General features: G+C 65.4%; 21 protein-coding genes (1 of these 21 running past the window's edge). 12 read left to right on the plus strand and 9 right to left on the minus strand.

The features are described from left to right. Nucleotides 1-261 precede the first annotated feature (261 nt). From AO684_RS10985 to AO684_RS11005, 5 genes are all read left to right on the plus strand, one after another. Nucleotides 262-1,938: a formate--tetrahydrofolate ligase gene (locus AO684_RS10985; RefSeq protein WP_054302791.1), complete on the plus strand. Its 1,677-nt coding sequence runs from the start codon at nt 262-264 to the stop codon at nt 1,936-1,938. A 73-nt stretch (nt 1,939-2,011) separates the two neighbouring features. Continuing rightward, nucleotides 2,012-2,305 carry a chorismate mutase gene (locus AO684_RS10990; RefSeq protein WP_054302792.1) on the plus strand — a complete coding sequence of 98 codons (294 nt, stop codon included), beginning with the start codon at nt 2,012-2,014 and terminating at the stop codon, nt 2,303-2,305. A 19-nt stretch (nt 2,306-2,324) separates the two neighbouring features. Then, the gene (locus AO684_RS10995; RefSeq protein WP_054302793.1) at nt 2,325-3,203 is read left to right on the plus strand and encodes a bifunctional 5,10-methylenetetrahydrofolate dehydrogenase/5,10-methenyltetrahydrofolate cyclohydrolase; all 879 of its coding nucleotides are present in this window, start codon (nt 2,325-2,327) and stop codon (nt 3,201-3,203) included. 11 nt (nt 3,204-3,214) lie between these two features. Next, complete coding sequence (folD, locus tag AO684_RS11000; RefSeq protein WP_054302794.1) at nt 3,215-4,105, plus strand: bifunctional methylenetetrahydrofolate dehydrogenase/methenyltetrahydrofolate cyclohydrolase FolD; 891 nt, start codon at nt 3,215-3,217, stop codon at nt 4,103-4,105. A 127-nt stretch (nt 4,106-4,232) separates the two neighbouring features. Then, complete coding sequence (locus AO684_RS11005) at nt 4,233-5,027, plus strand: LytTR family DNA-binding domain-containing protein (RefSeq protein ID WP_152968401.1); 795 nt, start codon at nt 4,233-4,235, stop codon at nt 5,025-5,027. On the opposite strand, the gene pdeM is transcribed toward AO684_RS11005, so the two are convergent. The 7 genes from pdeM to AO684_RS11040 form a co-directional block, all read right to left on the minus strand. Next, nucleotides 4,991-5,683: a ligase-associated DNA damage response endonuclease PdeM gene (pdeM, locus tag AO684_RS11010; RefSeq protein ID WP_054302796.1), complete on the minus strand. Its 693-nt coding sequence runs from the start codon at nt 5,681-5,683 to the stop codon at nt 4,991-4,993. The genes AO684_RS11005 and pdeM overlap by 37 nt on opposite strands. An 84-nt stretch (nt 5,684-5,767) precedes the next feature. After that, entirely contained in the window at nt 5,768-7,369 is a 1,602-nt protein-coding gene (locus AO684_RS11015) for a 5-guanidino-2-oxopentanoate decarboxylase (RefSeq protein WP_054302797.1), read from the minus strand. Between the two features lie 3 nt (nt 7,370-7,372). After that, nucleotides 7,373-8,176, minus strand: coding sequence for an ABC transporter permease (locus AO684_RS11020; RefSeq protein ID WP_054302798.1), 804 nt, complete (start codon nt 8,174-8,176; stop codon nt 7,373-7,375). Further along, on the minus strand, nt 8,173-8,985 hold the full coding sequence (locus AO684_RS11025; protein WP_054302799.1) for an ABC transporter permease: 813 nt from the start codon (nt 8,983-8,985) through the stop codon (nt 8,173-8,175). The genes AO684_RS11020 and AO684_RS11025 overlap by 4 nt, the downstream gene beginning before the upstream one ends. Before the next feature lie 68 nt (nt 8,986-9,053). Next, a complete protein-coding gene (locus AO684_RS11030) occupies nt 9,054-10,169 on the minus strand; it encodes an ABC transporter substrate-binding protein (RefSeq protein ID WP_054302800.1) in 1,116 nt (371 codons plus the stop codon). Between the two features lie 57 nt (nt 10,170-10,226). Continuing rightward, on the minus strand, nt 10,227-11,252 hold the full coding sequence (locus AO684_RS11035; protein WP_235451271.1) for an ABC transporter ATP-binding protein: 1,026 nt from the start codon (nt 11,250-11,252) through the stop codon (nt 10,227-10,229). Nucleotides 11,253-11,390: 138 nt separating this feature from the next. After that, a complete protein-coding gene (locus tag AO684_RS11040) occupies nt 11,391-12,275 on the minus strand; it encodes a LysR substrate-binding domain-containing protein (RefSeq protein ID WP_054302817.1) in 885 nt (294 codons plus the stop codon). 171 nt (nt 12,276-12,446) lie between these two features. Here AO684_RS11040 and AO684_RS11045 point away from each other — a divergent pair, with 171 nt between their 5' ends. The 4 genes from AO684_RS11045 to AO684_RS11060 are packed head-to-tail and all read left to right on the plus strand — an operon-like array spanning nt 12,447 to nt 17,474. Then, nucleotides 12,447-14,039 carry a hypothetical protein gene (locus AO684_RS11045; protein ID WP_054302802.1) on the plus strand — a complete coding sequence of 531 codons (1,593 nt, stop codon included), beginning with the start codon at nt 12,447-12,449 and terminating at the stop codon, nt 14,037-14,039. Between the two features lie 14 nt (nt 14,040-14,053). Then, a complete protein-coding gene (locus AO684_RS11050) occupies nt 14,054-14,977 on the plus strand; it encodes a dimethylarginine dimethylaminohydrolase family protein (RefSeq protein ID WP_054302803.1) in 924 nt (307 codons plus the stop codon). Continuing rightward, nucleotides 14,974-16,125, plus strand: a complete 1,152-nt coding sequence (locus tag AO684_RS11055) for an alpha-hydroxy acid oxidase (protein WP_054302804.1) — start codon at nt 14,974-14,976, stop codon at nt 16,123-16,125. Before AO684_RS11050 ends, AO684_RS11055 begins: the two co-directional genes overlap by 4 nt. Beyond that, nucleotides 16,125-17,474 carry an FAD-binding oxidoreductase gene (locus tag AO684_RS11060; protein WP_054302818.1) on the plus strand — a complete coding sequence of 450 codons (1,350 nt, stop codon included), beginning with the start codon at nt 16,125-16,127 and terminating at the stop codon, nt 17,472-17,474. Before AO684_RS11055 ends, AO684_RS11060 begins: the two co-directional genes overlap by 1 nt. A 65-nt stretch (nt 17,475-17,539) precedes the next feature. Here AO684_RS11060 and AO684_RS11065 read toward each other — a convergent pair whose 3' ends face one another. Next, nucleotides 17,540-18,331: an enoyl-CoA hydratase gene (locus AO684_RS11065; RefSeq protein ID WP_054302805.1), complete on the minus strand. Its 792-nt coding sequence runs from the start codon at nt 18,329-18,331 to the stop codon at nt 17,540-17,542. A 58-nt stretch (nt 18,332-18,389) separates the two neighbouring features. On the opposite strand from AO684_RS11065, the gene AO684_RS11070 reads away from it, so the two are divergent. Continuing rightward, on the plus strand, nt 18,390-18,809 hold the full coding sequence (locus AO684_RS11070) for a PaaI family thioesterase (protein ID WP_054302806.1): 420 nt from the start codon (nt 18,390-18,392) through the stop codon (nt 18,807-18,809). Between the two features lie 5 nt (nt 18,810-18,814). Here the strand turns inward: AO684_RS11070 and AO684_RS11075 are convergent, their stop codons facing one another. Beyond that, nucleotides 18,815-19,165: a polymer-forming cytoskeletal protein gene (locus tag AO684_RS11075; protein ID WP_054302807.1), complete on the minus strand. Its 351-nt coding sequence runs from the start codon at nt 19,163-19,165 to the stop codon at nt 18,815-18,817. Between the two features lie 187 nt (nt 19,166-19,352). Between AO684_RS11075 and AO684_RS11080 the strand changes: the two genes are divergently transcribed. Both AO684_RS11080 and AO684_RS11085 read left to right on the plus strand, forming a co-directional pair. Further along, complete coding sequence (locus AO684_RS11080) at nt 19,353-20,327, plus strand: agmatinase (RefSeq protein WP_054302808.1); 975 nt, start codon at nt 19,353-19,355, stop codon at nt 20,325-20,327. 48 nt (nt 20,328-20,375) lie between these two features. Continuing rightward, nucleotides 20,376-21,255: the 5' portion of an amidohydrolase gene (locus AO684_RS11085; RefSeq protein WP_054302809.1), read on the plus strand. 806 nt of this gene lie beyond the right edge of the window; only the first 880 of its 1,686 coding nucleotides appear in the window; the start codon lies at nt 20,376-20,378; its stop codon lies beyond the right edge, outside the window.

Consider the following 21,255-nt stretch of genomic DNA (forward strand, 5'->3'; position numbering starts at 1 on the left):
GAATTGAATGGGCCGAGAATTGCACAGGCCGCCAGGTCTGGCGTGCCCCGTTCGGGGTATGCGGCATCCCTGGGCCGAGTCGGTTTCGGATGGACGGTTTTATTCTTGGTAAAACTTCATTCCTGGATGCGCGGGTTTCCTATCGGAAACCGCAACTGGCGATTTTGCGTGGGCTTAGGTCGGAATCGGTCCTGTGGCCCCCGTTTCATGTCGGTATCGTGCTGCCATGAGATCGGGGTGCCACACCCAAGGGAGAGTAGAATGGCCTTCAAGACCGACATCGAGATTGCGCGCGAAGCCAAGAAGAAGCCGATTCAGGAAATCGGCACGAAGCTTGGCATTCCGACCGAACACCTGCTGCCCTACGGCCATGACAAGGCGAAGGTGAGCCAGGACTTCATCAAGAGCCTCGCGGGCAAGCCCGATGGCAAGCTGGTGCTGGTGACCGCCATCAACCCGACCCCGGCGGGCGAAGGCAAGACCACCACCACCGTGGGTCTGGGCGATGGTCTGAACCGGATCGGCAAGAAAGCCGTGATCTGCATTCGCGAAGCCTCGCTTGGCCCGAACTTCGGGATGAAGGGTGGCGCGGCCGGTGGCGGCATGGCCCAGGTCGTTCCGATGGAGGAAATGAACCTCCACTTCACCGGCGACTTCCATGCGATCACCAGCGCGCACAACCTGCTGTCGGCGATGATCGACAACCACATCTACTGGGGCAACTCGCTGGGCATCGACCAGCGCCGCGTCGTGTGGCGCCGCGTCATGGACATGAATGACCGTGCGCTGCGTGACATCGTGGTCAGCCTCGGCGGCGTGTCGAATGGCTTCCCGCGTCAGACCGGGTTTGACATCACCGTGGCCTCGGAAGTCATGGCTATCCTCTGCCTGTCGAACGATCTGGAAGACCTGCAAAAGCGTCTGGGCGACATCGTTGTGGCCTATACGCGTGACAAGCAGCCCGTCTACTGCCGTGACATCAAGGCAGATGGCGCAATGACCGTTCTGCTGAAGGACGCGATGCAGCCGAACCTCGTGCAGACGCTGGAAAACAACCCGGCCTTCGTGCACGGCGGCCCGTTCGCCAACATCGCCCATGGCTGCAACTCGGTCATCGCGACCAAGACCGCGCTGAAGCTGGGTGACTATGTCGTGACCGAAGCCGGTTTCGGGGCTGACCTTGGCGCAGAGAAGTTTTTCGACATCAAGTGCCGCAAGGCCGGGCTGAAACCGGCTGCCGCGGTGATCGTGGCGACCGTTCGCGCGATGAAGATGAACGGTGGCGTCGCCAAGGCCGATCTGGGCGCCGAGAATGTCGATGCGGTGAAAAAAGGCTGCCCGAACCTTGGCCGCCACATCGCCAACGTGAAGGGTTTCGGCGTGCCGGTGGTGGTTGCGATCAACCACTTCTACAGCGACACCGATGCCGAAGTGCAGGCCGTGAAGGACTATGTGGCCGCGCAGGGCGCCGAGGCGATCCTTTGCAAGCACTGGGCGCAGGGGTCTGCGGGCATCGAGGATCTGGCCAAGAAGGTCGTGCAGCTGGCCGAAAGCGGCGCTGCCAACTTCTCGCCGCTGTATCCCGATGACATGCCGCTGTTCCAGAAGGTCGAAACCATCGCCAAGCGCATCTATCACGCGGATGAAGTTCTGGCCGACAAATCGATCCGCGACCAGCTGAAAGCCTGGGAAGCGGCGGGCTATGGCCATCTGCCGATCTGCATGGCGAAGACGCAATACAGCTTCACCACCGATCCGAACCTGCGTGGCGCGCCCACCGGCCATTCGGTTCCGGTCCGCGAAGTGCGCCTGTCCGCCGGTGCGGGCTTCATCGTGGTGATCTGCGGCGAGATCATGACCATGCCGGGCCTGCCGAAAGTCCCGAGCGCCGAAGTCATCCGTCTGAACGACCAGGGCTTCGTCGAAGGCCTGTTCTGATCGCGGCACCGGGCGCCGCCTTGCCATCTCCCCCGCGAGGGATTACCTCGCGGGAAACTCTCTGGAGGTTGCGATGAAGGCCCCGTCCGACTGCCACAACATGACGGAACTGCGCGTGGAAATCGACGCGCTGGACAGTCAGATCGTGGCGCTGATCAAACGGCGGTCCGGTTACATCGACCGGGCCGCCGAACTCAAGCCCGCCGAGGGGCTGCCCGCCCGGATTGATACCCGTGTGGAAGAGGTGGTGGCCAAGGTTCGCGCCCGGGCCGAAGCCGAGGGGCTGGACCCGGCGCTGGTCGAAACGCTCTGGCGGCAGATGATCGACTGGTCGATTGCCCGCGAAGAAAAAGTGCTGGGGGCCTGAGACCCCGGAAGGGTCGGAAATGACGGCAACCCTGATTGACGGCAAGGCCATCGCGGCCCGCATGGTGGAAGAGGTCCGCGCCGAGGCGGCGGATCTTGCGGCCAGGGGCTGGGCACCCCGGCTGGTCTCCATCTCGGTAGGCGATGTGGCGGCGGCGGAGCTTTACGTCCGCAACCAGCAGCGGCAGGCCGAGGCCGCCGGTGTGGCCTTCGAGGCCCGCAATTATCCGGCAACCATCAGCCTTGAACAACTCACTGGCGTGATGATCGGCCTGAACGCCGATCCGCGCGTGAACGGCATCATCATCCAGCGCCCGTTGCCACCGCATATTCCGGTGAAGGCACTGCAAAAGGCGGTGCATCCGCTGAAGGATGTCGAGGGGATGCACCCCTCCTCCATCGGCAATATCGTCTATAACGACCTGGCTCTTGGCCCTTGCACAGCCGTCGCAGCGGTGGAAATCCTCAAGACCCTGCCATTGAACATCGAAGGGCTGGATGTCTGTGTGATCGGCCACAGCGAGATCGTGGGCAAGCCCATCGCCTTCCTGATGATGGGGCTGGGGGCCACGGTGACCGTATGTCACCACATGACCCGGCAGGTGGCGGTGCACAGCCGCGCCGCCGATGCGGTCTTTGTCGCGGTTGGAAAACCCGGCCTTGTCACGGGCGCCATGCTGAAGCCGGGCGCCGCGCTCATCGACATCGGGATCAACCGGGTTGAGGGCAAGACAGTGGGTGATGCCGATTTCGAAAGCTGCGCCAAAGTCGCGGGCTGGATCACCCCGGTGCCCGGCGGGGTCGGTCCGGTGACGGTGGCGACCCTTCTGAAAAACGCGGTTCTGGCGACCCGCATGCAAATGGATCATTACAGCGCCGCCTTCGCGGTCGAACGGTAGGGAGAACGGACATGACGGCGGCAATCATTGACGGCAAGGCTTTTGCAGCCAAGGTGCGGGGCGAGGTGGCGGCCCATGTCGCGCGCCTGAAAGAGGAACATGGCATCCAGCCCGGCCTCGCGGTCGTGCTGGTGGGTGAAGACCCGGCAAGCCAGGTCTATGTCTCGTCCAAGGGCAAGCAGACGGTCGAAGCTGGCATGGCTTCGTTCGAGCACAAGTTGGAAGCGGATACCTCGGAGGCCGATCTGCTGGCGCTGATCGACCGGCTGAATAAAGATCCGAAGGTCCATGGCATCCTTGTGCAACTGCCGCTGCCGGGGCATCTGAACTCTGAACTGGTGATCAACTCGATTGATCCGGCCAAGGATGTGGACGGGTTCCATATCTCCAACGTCGGTCTCCTGGGCACCGGGCAGAAAAGCATGGTGCCCTGCACGCCGCTTGGCTGTCTGATGATGCTGCGCGATCATCACGGCAAGCTTGCCGGCATGAATGCGGTCGTGGTGGGCCGGTCGAACATCGTCGGCAAGCCGATGGCGCAACTGCTCTTGGGGGACAGCTGCACCGTGACCATCGCTCATAGCCGGACCAAGGATCTGGCCGCCGTCTGCCGTGGTGCCGACATCCTCGTCGCCGCCGTCGGTCGCCCCGAGATGATCACCGGCGAGTATGTGAAACCTGGCGCCACCGTGATCGACGTGGGCATCAACCGGATTGAACGTGGCGGCAAGACCAAGCTGGTCGGCGACGTTGAATTTGCCTCGGCGGCTGCGGTGGCCGGGGCCATCACCCCGGTGCCTGGTGGTGTCGGCCCGATGACCATTGCCTGCCTGCTGGCAAATACGCTGACCGCCTGCTGCCGCGCCAATGGCCTGCCGGAGCCGTCGGGCCTGACCGCCTGATCACCGGCCCCCGAAGAGGACCTGTGGCGCAAATGCATGTCCCGGCTGGATAATCTGGCCGGAGACATTGCACAGGGCAGGGATTGCGCTTATCCAGTCAGACAGGTTGCATGCGTTCCTGGTGCAGATGTCTGGTTTCGTCGCTACATTGATTGCAGACTTCCGTAGCAAGATTCCGCTTGTCGCCTGGGTTGTGCTGACGCTGACTGTCGGCATATCGGGGCCATTCGGCAGCTACGTTGCGCTGGATCTGCCCGCGCGTCTGCTGTTCTGGGGCGTGATCTCTGCCATGGGGATCGGCGTGGGCGCCGCGATCCGGGCTTTCGTCCACGCTGTCATCGGATTGAGCGACCTTCAGCGTGGCGCTTTCCTTGTCGCCCTGCTTTCCTCCGTCATCATGACCCTGCCGCTGCATGCGCTGGCAGATCGGATGTTCGATCCCGACAAGGCAACAGCGCCCGACCTGCCCGATATCGCGCTGTTCATCTTCGCGACCTCTCTGGGTATCGGCGCGTTCCGCCACGCCCGCGAAAGCCGCCCCGAGGATGTGGCAAGCCCGCTGGTGCCGATCCTTCCCGACCTGCCGGCCAACGAGACCGAGACGGTTCCGCCGCCGCGCGTCGTCCAGCGTCTGGACCCCGAGTTGCACGGCCGCCTCGTCGCGCTGACGGTGCGCGATCACTATGTCGACGTCTTCACCGTGCGCGGCAAGGGCAGCCTTCTGATGCGGTTCGCCGATGCGATGGCGGAAACCGGCGAGGAAGAGGGCGTGCAGATCCATCGGTCGCACTGGGTTGCGCTTTGGGCGATCAAGGGGGTGGAGCGAGAGGGGGGCCGGATCTGGGTGCGCATGTGCCCGGAATTGCGTCTGCCGGTCAGCCGCACTCACCGCGTAAAGCTGGAAGAGCGCGGGCTGCTCTGAACCGTAGCCGCATAGGGAACCGCGAGGCAGCGTCGCCCCGTGGCGATCACAAGCGCCTGTGGACCCATCAGCAGGGCGAGTTCAGCCGCCCCGCAGTCCAGGCCGCCGGTATAAGCGCCATAGGCGGGCAGGATCAGACGTTCAGGATCTGACAGCAGGAAACAGGGCCGCCGCTGACCGGCGAGCGTAAGTTTCGGGTGGAAATGCCCCGAAACCTCGGCAGTCGCTTGCGCTACTGCAATATGGCGAAAGTGCAAGGGGCCAATCCGCGTTTCGGCCAGATGCGTGCCACCGATATTGCCAGGCCCCGGGTCGTGATTGCCCTCGATCCATCGCCAGTCGCGCCCGGCCATCAGACGCAGCAGCCAGAGCCGGTCAGCCTCGTCCATCTCGTCGCTGGCCGTCAGATCGTCGAAACTGTCGCCCAGACAGATCACCCGCGCCGCCGTTGTCGCTTCAAGATCGGCGTCAAGCCGGGCCAGCGTCGCGCGCGTCTCGTAAGGGGGCAACAGCGCGCCACCGCGCCGCGCCAGCCGGGCGGATTTGCCGAAATGCAGGTCGGACACGACCAGCAGGCTTTGCTCAGGCCAGTGAAGTGCACCGGAAGGCAACGCCCGAAGCGCACAGCTGGCAAATGTGAAGGCATGGGCATCCATGCGCCCGGTCTGCCGCAGCGCGGCCCGCTTTGCAACTTTGCTTCTTGCCCAAATACTCACCTTTGCGACAGTGCCGCCGGGCGCTCAGCGCAGGCTTTCGCGCAGCGCCTCGCCATAAAGGACCATCGTGCAATCGCCGCGCTCCGCCGCCTCAAGGACTGCCCGCCGCAATTCGCTGGCATCCGTCACGCCGCACACCTTCCATCCGCAGGCGTGCGCAATCGCGCCAAGATCAGGTGTCAGGATATCCACCCCCAGCGGTGGCACGTTCTGCGCGACCATGGCGGATTTGATCTCGCCATAGCCCTTGTTGTCATAGCAAAGCAGGATAACCGGCGCGCGGGCCTCGACGGCGGTGGTCAGTTCGGCCAGCGTGAATTGCAGCCCGCCATCGCCGATCAGGGCCAGAACCGGCCGCCCCTCTGCCAGGGCGGCTCCCGTGGCGGCAGGCAGGCCGTAGCCGAGCGTGCCAAAGCCGGTGGCCGAGTTGAAATAGCTGCCGGGCCGGGCTGCGGCGAAGCCCATGTTGCCCGCATAAACGGCCTGTGTGCTGTCCCCTACGATAAGCGTGTCGGGCAGGGTATCGCGAAGAAGATCCAACAGGGCCAGATCTCCGCGCAACGGCGCGGGCAGGGCGGACAATCCGGCTTGCGCGGCGGCGGCGCGGGCGGCGCCATCCCGCGTGTCGCGCGGGGTGATGGCGGCAAGCAGCGCCGCCGTGCCTTCACCTGCGTCGCTGGTCAGGCAGAGGTCGGGTGCCTTGCCGCGATGGGTCTGCACCGGGTCGATGTCCAGCCGGATCAGCCGTCCGGGGATGGCGAAGCCACCATCCTCATACATGTCGTAGTCGGTCGGCCCCATTTCTGTGCCTACCGCCAGCACCACATCCGCCCCTGCGATCAGCGCGCGGGTTTCGGGCATCGAGGCGGTCAGCGTCACCGCCAGCGGATGACCCGGCGGGAGGATGCCGCGTGCATTGGTCGTCATCACCAGCGGCGCATCCAGCGCTTCTGCCAAAGCAGGCAGGGCGGTCGCACGAGTGGCACCGCCGCCTGCAAGAATCACCGGCGCGCGAGCCGCAGACAGCATCGTCGCCGCCTCGACCACCGCCGATTGTGCCGGGGCAGGGCGCGGGGTGCGTGCGGGCTTCGGCAGGGGCAGGTGCCCGGCCGGGGCCAGCATCACGTCGATGGGAAGCTCCAGATGCACTGGCCGCGGGCGGCCACCCTCGAACAGCGCGAAAGCCTGTGCCAGCGCGGTTGCCAGCTCCTCGGGGCGGTGGACGGTGCGGCTGAAGGCGCTCACGCCGGCAACCATGGCCTGCTGGTTCGGCAATTCATGCAGCCAGCCCTCGCCCGAGCCCATGCGGCCATGGGCGTTGACGGTGGAAATCACCAGCATCGGCACCGAATCCGCATAGGCCTGCCCCATGGCGGTCAGGATATTCGTCATGCCGGGGCCGGAGATGATGAAGCATACGCCCGGCCGTCCACTGGCGCGGGCATAGCCATCGGCCATGAACCCCGCCCCCTGTTCATGGCGCGGCGTAACATGGCGGATGCCGCTGCCCGAAAGGCCACGGTAAAGCTCGATCGTATGCACGCCGGGGATGCCGAAAACGGTGTCCACCCCATAGGCGCGCAGCGCCTGCGTCAGCCAGACGCCGGTCGAGATGTCGGTGCTCATCGGTTACTTCGCTTTCCGCAATTGCCAGAGGGTCTTGCCCAGGATCACCGCCACGACGATGGCGATCAGCACCACCGAGATTGCGGCGATGGCCGGGTCGATGTTGTCGCGCAGCCCCATCCACATCAGTCGCGGCAGCGTCACCGCATTGACCGAGGTGATGAACAGCGTCACGCCGATCTCCTCCCACGACAGGACGAAGGTCAGGAAAAGCGCGGTCAGCAGGGTGAAGCGGATATTGGGCAGGATTACCCCGAACACCCGCGTCATCACGCCCGCACCCATCGACCGGGCTGCAAGGTCGATGCGGCGGTCAAGCTGTGACAGCGCGACCGAGATCAATACCACCGCGAAGGGCGCGATCATCACCGCATGAGCCAGTGCCACCCCCGCCCAGGTGTCATAGGCGATGACGCCGTTCACCTTTGAGAGCGTGATGAGGAAGAAATAAAGCGTCAGCGCCGAAACGACCGGCGGCGCCACCATCGGCAGCAGCGCCAGCCCCATCAGAAGCCCCGCAAAACGCGGCTGCAACATCCAGATCCCCAACGCAAAAGCCGTGGCCAGCGCCGTTGCCACCACCGAGGCGACAAGGCCGATGCGGATGGACAGCCAGATGCCCTCGGCCCAGACCGGCTTGTCGAGCAGGCTGCGGTAATGGCGCAACGACCATTCGGCATCGGGGACGGACAGATAGCGGTTCGGGGTGAAGCTGACCGGGATCACAGCAATCAGCGGCATCAGAAGGAACACCGCGATCAGTGCCGCGAGGATCAGCGGGATCGGGCCGGGGCGCAGCTGGATCATCGGGCCGCTCCTTTAGTCTGGCGCAGCATCAGGGCCAGCAGGGCGCCGACGGCGATCATCAGGATTACGCTGATCGCAGCGCCAAGGCCCCAGTCCGGGCTTTGGAAAATGCGCAGGTAGATCAGTTCCGCCACCATCACGCTGCGCCCGCCGCCAAGGATGGCCGGGGTGACGAAGAAACCCAGCGCGAAGACGAAGACCAGCAGCACGGCGCCAAGGATGCCGCTTTTCGTCATCGGCACGAAGACCTGCCAGAAGATGCGCGCACGGCTGGCCCCCATGCCGCGCGCCGCCATCAGCACACGCTCATCCACGGCGCGCATGGACGAGGCGAGCGGGAAGACCGCGAAGGGGACTAGGAAATGCACCATCCCCAGAACGACGCCAAATTCGTTGCGCACCAGTGTCAAAGGCTCGGAAATGATGCCCAGCGTTTGCAGCCAGCCATTGACCAGCCCCTTGTTCGACAGAAGCGCCAGCCAGCCAAAGGCCCGCGTGAGGACCGAAATCCAGAAGGGGATGAGGATGCACAGTTCCACCACCAGCCGCGCCACCGGCCCGCCGCGCACCCAGACCAGGGTCATCACATAGGCCGCCGCGACCGACAGCACCGTCACCAGCGCGCAGATGCGCAACGTGCGCCAGATCACCCCCAGCACCAAAGGGTCGGTCAGTGCGGTGCCATACTGGCCAAGGCCGGGTTCCGGCAGGGTCACGCTCCACTGCATGACACCGAGGAACGGCACGAGATAGGCTGCGCCGAGCAACAGCAGCAGCGGGCCAAGCAGCAGGATGTGGCGCGATGTCATGGCGGCTCCGGGTTGGGCGGCTCCGGTTCAGGGCCGCCCCCGGTGCGGGACCGGAGGCGGCGAAGGGCTCAGGCAGAGATGATCTTGAGGTATTCGTCCAGCGCCGGGCCGTAGTTTTCTTCATACCACGCCATGTCGAGCGGGATCTGAACCGCGAAATTCGCCGGATCCACGGGGTTATACCGCGCGTCCTCGGCGGGCAGCATCGCATCCGCCGCCGGATTGGCCGGGCCTTGCCCCAACATGCGGAACATGACGATCTGCTTTTCGGGGTCTTGCGCCGAGGCGATGAACTGCATCGCGGCTGCCGCGCCACCCGGATTTCCCTTCACCACGCCCATGGCGCCGGGCGCGACCAGCCCCTGATCCCAGATGAAGGCCACATCGCCTTCGCTGTCTTCCTCGATCAGCTTCGCGCGGGTTGACCAGATCAGCGCCATCGACGCCTCGCCGTTCAGAAGAATCGACTGGCTTTCCGAACCGCCGCCCCAGAAGGCCACCACATTGTCCTTGAAGGCGGCGATCTTGTCATGCGCGCGCTTGAGGTCGAGCGGATACAACTGGTCCGGCGCCACGCCATCGGCCAGAAGCGCCGCTTCCCACATGCCCGTGCCCCATTTGTACATGCTGCGCTTGCCGGGGAATTTCTCGGTGTCAAAGAAATCGGCCATGGATTTCGGCGGGTTGTCTTTGAACTTCGCAGCGTCATAGGCGATGATATAGCTGTAGAAATAGCTGGAGGCCGAATGGTCCCAGCCGAAACCGGGCCGCATCTTGCCCTTGTCGACCACCGCGTAGTCGATCTTTTCCATCATGTCCTTCTTGCCCAGGGCCTCGGCCGAGAAGGGATCAACGTCGACGATATCCCACGAAGGCTTGCCGCTTTCGACCTGTGCCGCGATGGCGCCTTCAGTCGGGCCCGAGCCGTCCTGCTTTACCGTGATGCCGGTGGCTTCGAGGAAAGCCTTGCCATAGGCCTCGTCATAGGCGGCTCCGGCGTCGCCGCCCCAGTTGACGAAGACCAGTTCCTTGGTTTCAGCCAGCGCGGGGGTGCCGCGCAGACCCAGCGCAGAGGTGCCCAAAAGCAGCGCAAGGCCAGTGGTGAAATCGCGGCGCGAGATCTGACCGCGCTTCAGGCGGGTTTGCAGGATATCCACGCAGTCACGTTCAAAAGGACCGTTCATTGCTATCTCCCTGTTATTGTTCGGTCTTACAGGTGCCGCCCGTGGCAGGGCGGATCGTCAAAGCAGAAAGCCGCGTTCCGGCGCCCAACTGGCCCAGACGGCGGCACCGGGGGCGAGGCCCGCAGGCAAGGCGGCGGTGGGCTGATGCAGCACCAGAGGCACGCCGCCTGGTGTCTGAAGTGACAGCCGGGTTTCGGCGCCCAGATAGGTGAGGTCTTGCAGCGTGGCAGCGACGGCATTCCCCTGGCCCGGTTCGGTCAGGGACAACGCCATGTATTCGGGCCGGATTGCCAGATCGCCATTCGGCGCTGCGGTCTCGACCGCGCGGCCCTCGATCCGGCCGCCGCTGACCGGCAGGATGTTGATATCGCCCAGAAACTCGGCCACGAAACGATTTGCGGGACGTTCGTAAACCTCGCGCGGCGGCGCGAGCTGTTGCAGCCGGCCGCGCTCAAAGATAGCCACCCGTGAGGACAGCGCCAGCGCCTCCTCCTGATCATGGGTCACGAAAACGAACGTGGTGCCGGTGTCGCGGTGGATGCGGCGCATTTCATCCTGCATCTGGCCACGCAGGTTCTTGTCGAGCGCCGAGAACGGTTCGTCCAGCAGCAGAACCGGCGGTTCATACGCCAGCGCGCGGGCCAGTGCCACACGCTGCTGTTGCCCTCCCGACAGACCGGCGGGGCGCTTGTGGCCGTGTCCGCCCAGCCCGACCATCTCCACCATTTCGGCGACCCGGCGTTTGACCTCGGCTGCGTTCCGACCCTGCACTTTCAGCGGAAAGGCAATGTTGTCCTCGACCGACATATGCGGGAACAGGGCATAGCCCTGAAACACCATGCCGAAACCGCGCGCCTCGGGTGGCATCGCCGTCATGTCGCGACCATCCAGCGTCAGCCGCCCCGAGGTGGGGGGCTCAAACCCGGACAGTACATTGAGGAAGGTCGTCTTGCCCGAGCCGGAGGGGCCGAGCAGCGTCAGGAACTCGCCCCGCGCGATGGTCAGCGTGATGTCGGCGAGGGCAGTGAATTGGCCGAACATCTTACCAATTCCGGTGGCGCCGATTTCTGCTGCTTGGCTCACGGATTCTTCCCTGCTGGCGGAGAGGCTCTCTCATCGTCAGGCAAAGCGTGGAAGCACTGCCTTTGAAAGACAACCGAAAGTTTTTCGCCTGCTTGTGAAATGAAATTTGTCGATCGCGGTGTTTTGTTCGACTTCCGCCTAATCCTGGGGCAGTTCTGCCCGCAGCCATCCCCGAAACGCCGCGCTGGCGGGATTGTCGGCCTTTTCCGGGGGCACGATCATGAAATAGGACCGGGGGGAGCGGATCGCCAGATCGAAGGGACGGATCAGAAGACCCGTCGCCATGGCCTGCTGGCAGATGAACTCGTCACCCATTGCCACCCCCTGCGCCCCAAGTGCGGCGGCATAGACAAGGTTCATGTCGGAAAAGCGGATGCCGGTCTGGGCCGCTTCGGTCGGCAGGCCGGACAGCTGAAACCACATTTCCCAATCCGCGAAATCGGTCAGATGCAGCAGGGTCGAGGACAAGAGCGCCTGCGGTGTATCCATCCCCTCGCGCCGGTTGAGCAGGATCGGGCTGCACAGGGGGGTGAACTCCACCTCCTTCAACAGCTCGACCTCCATGCCCGGCTGATTTCCAAGGCCAAAGGTGATGAAGACATCCACGTCCGGGTTACTGACATCATCCAGCCGGCGAGGGGTGACCAACGACACAACCACATCGGGAAAGGCGTCGGAGAAGCTGCCGATCCGCGTGCAAAGCCAGCTGGAGGCAAAGCCGGGCGGGCAACTGACGGTCAGCGCCCCGGTCACGCCGCGCGCCGCGTTGCGGGTGGCAGAGCCGGAAATGACGGCCAGCGCGCGCCGCACGTCGATGGCATAGGCAAGCCCCTGCGGCGTCAGTTCGACCCGGGTGCCGATACGGTTCATCAGCCGGAAGCCAAGATCGCGTTCCAGCAGGCGCAACTGATGGCTGACCGCGCTGCGCGTCAGGTTCAGCTCGTCCGCCGCCTGCCAGACGGTGCCGTGCCGGGCAAAGCTTTCCAGCGCGCGCAGCGCCTGGGTCGAAGGGATGCGGGACATCATGCTCTCCGGGTTCTGCGGCGAGGCTAGCTGCGGTTCGCGTGACTTTCCAGCGAAAGGTGAAATCCGTTTGCCGATGGCGGGAAGAGGTTTCACTTTTTCCCGCCTGCCTCCGGCGCTAGCCCTGAAAGGGCGGGTTTCCCGCGTTCAAGGCAGCAGGGAAACCACGCCGTGACCACGACCGACCTTTCGCCCGCCCAGAGAACTGCCCTTGCCGCCGTGGCCGCGCGCCGGGCCGATCTGTCGGACTGGTGCGCGACAATCTTTGACCACGGCGAGACGGCATGGCGCGAATACCGCTCTGCCGAATGGTATGTGGCGCGCCTGCGGGCCGAAGGCTTCACGGTCGAGGAAGGCTCGGCCGGGATGCCCACAGCCTTCTGCGCCGAATGGCACAATGGTGCCGGGCCGGTGATCGGCATGTATGCCGAATATGATGGTATTCCCGGCAATTGTCAGGCGGCCAGCACGCGGCGCGAACCCCGCGCGGGGCTGGGGTTTCAGGCGGGCGGGCATACCGACCCGCATTCGGGCCTCGGCATCGCGGGTCTGGGCGGCGCGCTGGCGGTGAAGGCCGCGATGGAGCGGCACGGGATACCCGGCGGCATCCGCTTTACCGGCGAACCGGCAGAAAAGGTGCGCGGATCGAAGCCCATCCATGCTGCGAAGGGCTATTATGACGGGCTGGCGGCGATCCTGTCCTTCCATCCGTTCTACATGCTGCCGATGTGCAATACGGTGCGCTGGGAAACTCACTGTGGTGCGGCCTATTCCATGGTCTATCGCTTCATCTGCGATACGCCCGAGGCATGGGGCCGCAGCGACGGGGCGCCGATCCCGCAATCGCATAGCGCGATCCGGGCACCGGGGGCGAATGATGCGCTGAACCTGATGTTCCTGACCTCGAAATCGCTGCGCGATTCCATGCTGCCGCATCAGGGCGGCTGGTCGATTTCCGAGGCGATTTTGACCGCCGGGCAGGCCACTGCCGACAACCAGCCCGCCGGTCTGGCCGAGGTGCAATACATGATGCGCGTGCCGACGCTGGTGATGGCCGAGGCGGTGACCGCAGCGCTCGACCGCAATGCCGAGGCGGCGGCGGCGATGACCGGCTGCCGGTGGGAACGGCACTGGGTCTGCAAGTCGCGCCCCGGTCTGGCCAATCACGCCATGGCCCGTGTGGTCTGGCAGGCGATGCAGACGGTGGGCGCCCCGGTCTGGGATGATAAGGCGGCAGCGGTGGCGCGCGAGATTCAGGCCAATCTCGGCCTGACCCCGATGGACGATCCCTTCATCCCCGAAATGTCACGCCTGATTGACCCCGAGGCGGCCGAGGCGATCCTGCGCCACGACCTGCCGCCGTCGCAGAAGAACTCCACCTCGGACGACTATACCGACATGACATGGCACGCGCCCACCGCGCGGTTCTACATCGCGCGCCCCGCGCTGCGGGCCCCGGCGGGCTATGCCTATCCAGCTTGGGTAATGAACGCGCTGGGCGGCATTCCGGCCACCATCGACCCGATGGTTCAGCGCGCCGCCGAGGTGCTGGCGCTGTCGGCGCTGCGCCTGCTGGAAGATGCCGGTGCGCGCGAGGCTGCCTGGGATGAATTCAACCGCCGCACCGGCGGCGGTGTCGGCGGCGCCGACTGGATCGCGCCGCTTTGCGATTACGACCCGCCGGTGAACTTTCGCTGGCCCGAATATGTGACAACCCCGCGCGGGCGGGACTGGTGGATCCCCTCTGCCATGCCCGGCGCCTGAACAGGAGAGATGCGATGAACGTGCAGACCCGTCCCGAGCCCTTCACCCTGCAACGCCGCAAGCCCGGCGGCGGCACGGCGCCGCTGTCCGGCTGGGGATTTGCCAATGAAACCGACCGGCTGACCGATGTGCTGCTGGGCAACCCCGCCTATCTGCGGCACATGGCGACCTCCAGCCTGTCGCGCAAGCATCTGCGGGAAAACCCCTGCAACATTCAGGTCGCACAGGCCCAGCACAAGGAACTGGTTGCGGCCTACGAACATTTTGGCGTCAAGGTGCATACCGTGCCGCCGGAGCCGGAACTGGCAATGCAGGTCTATACCCGCGATTCCAGCGTGATGACACCTTACGGGGCCTTCATCACCGCCATGTCGCAATGGTGGCGCCGGGGCGAGAACTATGCCGCGATCCGGCATTACGAAAGTCTGGGCATCCCGATCTATGACATGGTGACGGCGGGCACCTTCGAGGGTGGCGATTTCAACGTGATCGAGGAGGGCTGCGTGCTCATCGGCTGCGGCGGTGCCCGCACGCAGGAGGAAGGCGCGCGGCAGGTCGCCGGCTGGTTCGAGGCCGAGGGCTGGGAGGTGCGGCTGGCCTTCATCGACGAATATTATGTGCATATCGACCTGATGGTGGTGCCGGTCGCGCCGAAGCTGACCGCCGTCTGCCTTGCCTGCACCGAACCGGGCATCGTCGACTGGCTGAAGGCCAAGGGGCATGAAATCATCGACGTGCCGTTTCAGGACACTATGGCGCTTGGGTGCAATTTCATGTCTCTTGGCGGCGACAGGGTGATCGCGCCCTCAAGCTCGCAGGTTCTGATCGGGCAACTGAAGGCGCGTGGCTTCGAGGTGGCAGAGGTGGATATGTCCGAAATCTCCAAGACCGGCGGTGGCATTCACTGCATGGCACAGGCGTTGAAACGGGTGCCATGATCGACCCTGCGCTGGACCGACGCTTCCCCGATGCCGTGGCGATGGAGGCTGCGGGCGTACCCCGCATTCCACGCTTCGTGCGTGACTACATGGTCGGCGGGATCGGGGCCGAGGTCGGTCTGGCGCGCAACCGCAGCGCCCTGGATGCCGTGGCGCTGATGCCGCGCTATGTGGTGGAGTGCGCGGTGCCGGACCTGTCGGTAACGGTGGCGGGCGTGCGCTGGGCCGCGCCCTTCGCTGTGGCGCCGATGGGGCTGGGCGGGCTGATCTGGCCGGGGGCTGAACTGGCCATCGCGCGGGCGATGGGGGCGGCGGGGCTGGGGCATGTGCTGTCCACCGTGTCCACCACCGCGATGGAGCAGATCGCGCTGCTGGCTGGCGCCGGGCGGATCTTTCAGCTATATTCCTTTGCCGATCCGAAGATCGACGCCGCACTGATGGCGCGGGCGTGGGCGGCGGGATACGAGGTGCTGATGGTGACGGTGGATGTGCCCGGCGCCACCCGGCGACGGCGTGACATTCAAAGCGGTCTCAGCTTTCCGCCGCGCTTCACTTTACAGACGCTGTTGCAGATCATGGCCTGCCCACGCTGGGCGATGGGGCAGGCAGGGCGCGGGATTCCGGCGTTTCAGAACATCCTGCCCGTGCTGCCGAAAGGCAGTGTGACGGAACAGGCGGCCTTCATCGGGGCGCAGCTTGAGGGCCATATCGGCCCGGCCCGGCTGGCGCGGATCCGGGCGGTATGGCCGGGGCGACTGATCGTGAAAGGCGTGCTGTCGCCCGAAGACGCAGCGGTGGCGCTGGATTGCGGGGCGGATGGTGTGGTGGTGTCGAACCACGGCGGGCGGCAACTGGATGCCGCGCCCGCCTCGGTCGAGGTGCTGCCTGCGATCCGTGATCGTCTGGGCGAGGGCGCGCTGGTTCTGGCGGATAGCGGTGTGCGCTCGGGGCTGGATATTGCTCGGATGCTGGCGCGTGGCGCGGATGCGGTGCTGATCGGGCGCCCCTTCCTGCAAGCCGCTGCGGCGGCAGGCCCCCGGGGCCCCGCGCATCTGGCGGCGGTGCTGATGGCGGAATTGCGCACGACGATGGGGCAACTGGGCATGTCGCGGCTGGATGATCTCAGGGGGGCGGAATGGAGCCTGTGATGCTGCAAGATCTGCGCGCAGCACTTGGTCCGCAAGGTTGCCTGACCGGCGCCGATGTGCCCGAGGCCGCGCGGTCGGATGCGAGCCGCACCGGCCACGACCTGCCGCTGGCGTTGTTGCGACCTGCAAGCGTCGCGGAGGTTTCGGCCGCGCTGGCGATCTGCCACCGGCACGGCGTCGCCGTGGTGCCGCAGGGCGGCATGACCGGCCTCGCTGGCGGCGCGCAACCACAGACGGGGCAGGTCGCGCTGTCGCTGTCACGGCTGGCAGGGGTCGAGGAAATCGACGGCGAAGCCATGGCCATGGTGGTGCGGGCAGGCACCGTGCTGGAGGTCGCGCAGAAGGCGGCCGAGGCGGCGGGCTTCCTGCTGCCGGTCGATCTGGGCGCGCGCGGCTCGTGTCAGATCGGCGGCAATATCGCCACCAATGCGGGCGGGCTGCGGGTGCTACGCGACGGGATGACCCGTGACAACCTGCTGGGGATTGAGGCGGTGCTGGCCGATGGCACGGTGCTGAGCCAGATGACCAGAGTGGTGAAGAACAATACCGGCTATGACCTGCGCCACCTGTTCGCCGGGTCCGAGGGCACGCTGGGCGTCATCACCCGTGCGGTGATCCGGCTGCGCCCCTTGCCGGGGCCGCGGGGCACGGTGATGGCGGCGCTGCCGGATTTCGCCTCTGTGCTGCGGCTCCTGGCTATGGCGCGGTCGGCACTACCCGGCCTTTCGGCCTTCGAGGCGATGTGGCGCGACTATTTCACTTGTAGCCAGAGCCATCTGACCCATGTGGTTTTCGCCGATCCGCCGCCCTTCGCAGTGATCCTTGAGGCTGACGAAGGCCCCGCGCTGGAAGCGCTGCTGGAAGCCGCTTTCGAGGAGGGCGTGATGACGGATGCGCTGATCGCGCAATCCTTCGCCGAGGCGCGGCGCTTCTGGGCAGTGCGCGAGGGGCTGGAGATGGATGCCGCGATGCCGGGGCTGATCAATCTGGATGTCAGCCTGACGACCGGGCGGCTGGATGATTTCGCGCGGGCCTGCCGGGTGGCGCTGCTGGCGCGTTTCCCCGGCGCGCATGTGTCCTTCTACGGCCATGTCGCCGACAGCAATGTGCATGTCGCCGTGCATGTGCCGGGCGCGTCTGATGCCGAGGTGCATGAGGTTGATGCCATTGCTTACGGCGTGGTGCGCGACTTCGGCGGCTCGATTTCAGCGGAGCACGGGATCGGCACGCTGAAGCGTGACTGGCTGGGCTACAGCCGCGGCCCGGCGGAACTGGCGGCGATGCGGGCAATCAAGGCGGCGCTGGACCCGAAAGGGCTGCTCAACCCCGGCAAGGTGCTGCCGGGGTGAACTAGTCGCGCAAATTTCTTGCAGGAAATTTGCAAATTCGTTGCGGCGAATTTGGCGCTGGATGGTCAGCGTTCGGCCCAGTCAGGCGCGCGTTTTTCGATGAAGGCCTGAATGCCTTCGGCCGTGTCGCGCCACAGCATATTTTCCTGCATGACGGCGGCAGTATGGGCATAGGCATCGGCCAGATCGAGGCCGATCTGATCATAGAAGGCGCGTTTGCCGATCTTCACGGCGGCAGACAGTTTGGCCGCGACGGTCTGCGCAAGGGCCAGCGTGGCCTCCGACAGATCGGCATGCGGCACGACGCGGTTCACGAGGCCGACTTCGCGGGCGCGGGTCGCGTCGATGAATTCGCCGGTTGTCAGCATCTCGAACGCCACCTTGGCCGGGACATTGCGGCTGAGCGCGACCATCGGGGTCGAACAGAACAGACCAATGTTCACCCCGTTCACCCCGAGCCGCGTGCCTTCCGCCGCCACCGCCATGTCGCAGGAGGCGACGAGCTGGCAGCCGGCGGCGGTGGCGATGCCATGCACTTCGGCAATGACCGGCTGGGGCAGGGCGGGGATGGCCTGCATCACCGCGCCGCAGCGGGTGAAAAGGTCGAGGAAATAGGCGGCGCCCTTGTCGGGCGCCTGTCGGGCGGCCTGCATTTCCTTCAGGTCATGCCCGGCACAGAACGCCTTGCCCGCCCCGCGCAGGATGACGACGCGGGTGGTGCGATCCTCGGCCAGCGTCGCGAAAGTATCGGACAAGGCCGCGAGCATCGCATCGGACAGCGCGTTCAGGCTTTGCGGCATGTTCAGCGTCAGCCGTGTCACCGGGCCGAGGCTTTCGCGCTGGATCAGTTCGGTCATCTTGTCATTCCTCCCGTTTCACCGGAGGCTAGCGGTGAATGCGCAGGGAGGAAAGCGGATGCTGGCAATGGACAGGGCGGAATTACTGGCGTTTCTGGGGCGCGAGTTTCCGCAGGTGGCAGCGGATTTCGACATTGCGGCGGTGACGCCCGACCTGCTGACCATGCGCCTGTTGACGGCCGAGCGGCATCTGCGCCCGGGCGGCACGGTGTCCGGCCCGACCATGTTCGCGCTGGCGGATGTGGCGATCTATCTGGCGATCCTCAGCCGGATCGGGCCGGTCGCCCTTGCGGTCACGACCAATTGCAGCATCGACTTCATGCGCAAACCCGAGGCAGGGCGCGACCTGCTGGCCGAGGCGCGGCTGTTGAAGCTCGGGCGGCAGCTGGCGGTGGGCGATGTGCTGATCCGCAGCGAAGGGGCCGGGGGCGTGGTCGCCCGCGCCTCGCTGACCTATGCGATTCCGCCGCGCGGCTGAGCTGGTCAGCATGTCGTGCGGGTAAAGCGGCCTTCGACCGTGGCGCCACTTTCGATTGCAAGGGTGGTGTAATTGCTGTCGGCTGTCACCTGGGCCGCGGCGCGCAGCGTCAGTGTCACGCAGGAAATCTTGCCCTCGACCTTGCCGCGCACCTCGACCGTTTCGGCCATTACGGTGCCTTTCACAAAACCGTCGGCACCGACGATCAGGGTGCGGGCGGTGATCTTGCCCTCGATCTGGCCCATCAGCTCGACCGTTCCTTCAGAGCCGATGTCACCCTTGATCCGTACATCCTGCGCGATGACAGAGCGCCCGGCGGCGGCTGTGGTACGGGGCGATTCGGCGGGCAAGGTCATGACGCGGTCCTGAGAAGCTTTTGCCCGATAGAGGCGCAGGGGCGCGCGGTGGTCAAGGCCCTGTGCAGCGCAGGCGGGGATTTCCGCAAGGAGAGATGTCGGTTCGGGAGGTCGCTTCCGGGCGTGACAAGTACCTGCGCGGGTGGTTGGATGCAGAAAATGATCAAATTGAACAGGGAGTGCCGTCATGACGGAGGACAGCTTCTTTCACCCGGTTTCGGGATTCGACCTGCCGCGCTTTGCAGGAGTGCCGACCTTCATGCGCCTTCCGCATGTGGCCCTCGACAACCCGCGACTGTCGGAGGTGCAGGTGGGGCTGATCGGCGCGCCATGGGACGGCGGCACGACCAACCGCCCGGGTCCGCGCCACGGTCCCCGACAGTTGCGCGACTATTCCACCATGATCCGGGCGCAGAACGGCGTGACCGGCATCCGGCCCTTCGAGATGGTGCGCTGCGCCGATCTGGGTGACGTCGGGCCAAATCCGGCGGATGTGATGGACAGCCTGAAGCGAATGGAAAGCTTCTATTCAAAGGTGCGCGCGGCGGGGATCGTGCCGCTGACCGCCGGGGGCGACCATCTGTGCACGCTGCCGATCCTGCGGGCCCTCGCAAAGGACCGGCCTCTGGGCATGATCCATTTCGACAGCCACACCGACCTGTTCCACAGCTATTTCGGCGGCACGATGTATACCCATGGCACACCCTTCCGCCGCGCGGTTGAGGAGGGGCTGCTGGACCCCGCGCGCGTCACCATGATCGGGATTCGCGGCACGGCCTATGACAGCGAGGACCGCGACTTTGCCAGGGCGGTGGGCATCCGCGTCATCCCGATCGAGGAATTCCATGTCCGGGGTGTCGAGGATGTGATGGCCGAGGCACGGGATCGCGCGGGCGCGGGCGATACCTATGTCAGCTATGACATCGACTTCGTGGACCCGGCCTTTGCCCCGGGCACCGGCACGCCGGAGGTGGGGGGACCGAACAGCTGGCAGGCCTTGCAGGTGGCCATGGGGCTGCGCGGGGTAAAGATCGTCGGCGCCGATCTCGTCGAGGTTTCGCCTCCATTCGACCCGTCGGGCGGCACGGCATTTCTCGGCGTCTCGATCATGTTCGAGATGCTTTGCGCCATTGCCGAGGGGCTGGCGGGGCAGGAGTGCTGACCCCGTCATGCGAAGCGCGATGCCCACGGGATATCTTGGAGACAGAAAATGACAGGTGACGCGATGTTTCGGGCCGATCTGATCGTGACCAATGCGAAGGTGCTGACGATGGATGCGGGATGTCCGCGTGCCGAGGCGGTGGCGATCCGGGGCGGGCGGGTGCAGGCTGTCGGTACGGCCGGGGGGATCGCCGCGCTGGCCGGGCCGGATACGCGGGTCATCGACGCGGGCGGGCGCACGGTTCTGCCGGGGTTTGTGGAAAGCCACCTGCATCTGGTTCTGGGCGGGGCGGAACTGACGCAGCTGCAACTGGGTGGGTTACATGGGCCTGAGAACCTGAAGGCGGCGTTTGCAGGCTATGCGGCGGCCAATCCTGATGCGCCGCTGCTGATGGCGCAGGGGGCGGAATACGGGATTCTCGACCATCCGGTGACGCGGGCGGATCTGGATGCGGTGATCGCTGATCGTCCGCTGGCGATGATGGCGCCGGATCACCACACCGTCTGGGCCAATACTGCCGCGCTGGAGGCCGCCGGGCTGCTGCACGGGGCAGCCATGCCGCATGGACATGAGGTCGTGATGGGCGAGGACGGTCTCGCCACCGGTGAACTGCGCGAGTTCGAGGCCTTCGGGCCGGTGCTGGCGCTGGGCGGAGAGGCGCATCTGCAACTGGGCATTGCGACCGGCGGCGAGCCCGACCCCTGGCCCGATGCCGCGCAGCGCGAGGCGGACAAGCAGAAGATCGCGGCGGGACTGGCGCATTGCGCTGCGCATGGCATCACATCAATGGTGAACATGGATGGCAACCGCTACACCCTGACCCTGCTGTCAGAGATGGAGGCCGAAGGTCGGTTGACCGCACGGGTCAAGGTGCCCTTCCACTTCAAGCCGCATATGGAACTGTCCGAACTGGACCGGGCAGAGGCGA

Source organism: Gemmobacter sp. LW-1, from assembly GCF_001303875.1.
In the GTDB taxonomy this organism is placed as follows: Bacteria; Pseudomonadota; Alphaproteobacteria; order Rhodobacterales; family Rhodobacteraceae; genus Gemmobacter; species Gemmobacter caeni.